A 371-nucleotide genomic window follows, 5' to 3' on the forward strand; every position below is an offset into this window, starting at 1 on the left:
AACAAAATCGCTAACGCGACCCAAAACCACGTCCCAAATGAGATATTAATCTCTTTGGACATCTCTCGCTTTTCGCATAGTACCATTACAGAACGGACAGACTGTTTCTACTTCTTCGCCTTCCCCTAAATCAAAAGAGAAATCATCAACTACAAAGTCAGGGACTTCGTCCTCACGGCCACAATCTATACATCTAAAAGTAATCATTTCATCTTCTTCCATTTCATCAAAATCAAACAATGCATCAATTTCACTATCATCCAGCTCTTTTTTCTTTGCCACTCTTCTTCATTCCTTTCGCTTTAATAATTTTCATATCGTCCATATAGTGATACAAGTATCCATAATCACCATGATACACTTCCGCTAGA

General features: G+C 37.7%; 1 protein-coding gene. It reads right to left on the minus strand.

What is annotated here, in order from left to right; translation table 11 throughout:
• Positions 1-45: 45 nt before the first annotated feature.
• A complete protein-coding gene (locus LRP81_RS23170) occupies positions 46-282 on the minus strand; it encodes a hypothetical protein (protein ID WP_230505561.1) in 237 nt (78 codons plus the stop codon).
• Positions 283-371: the final 89 nt, after the last annotated feature.

It is taken from the genome of Sutcliffiella rhizosphaerae (assembly GCF_917563925.1).
GTDB lineage: Bacteria > Bacillota > Bacilli > Bacillales > Bacillaceae_I > Sutcliffiella_A > Sutcliffiella_A rhizosphaerae.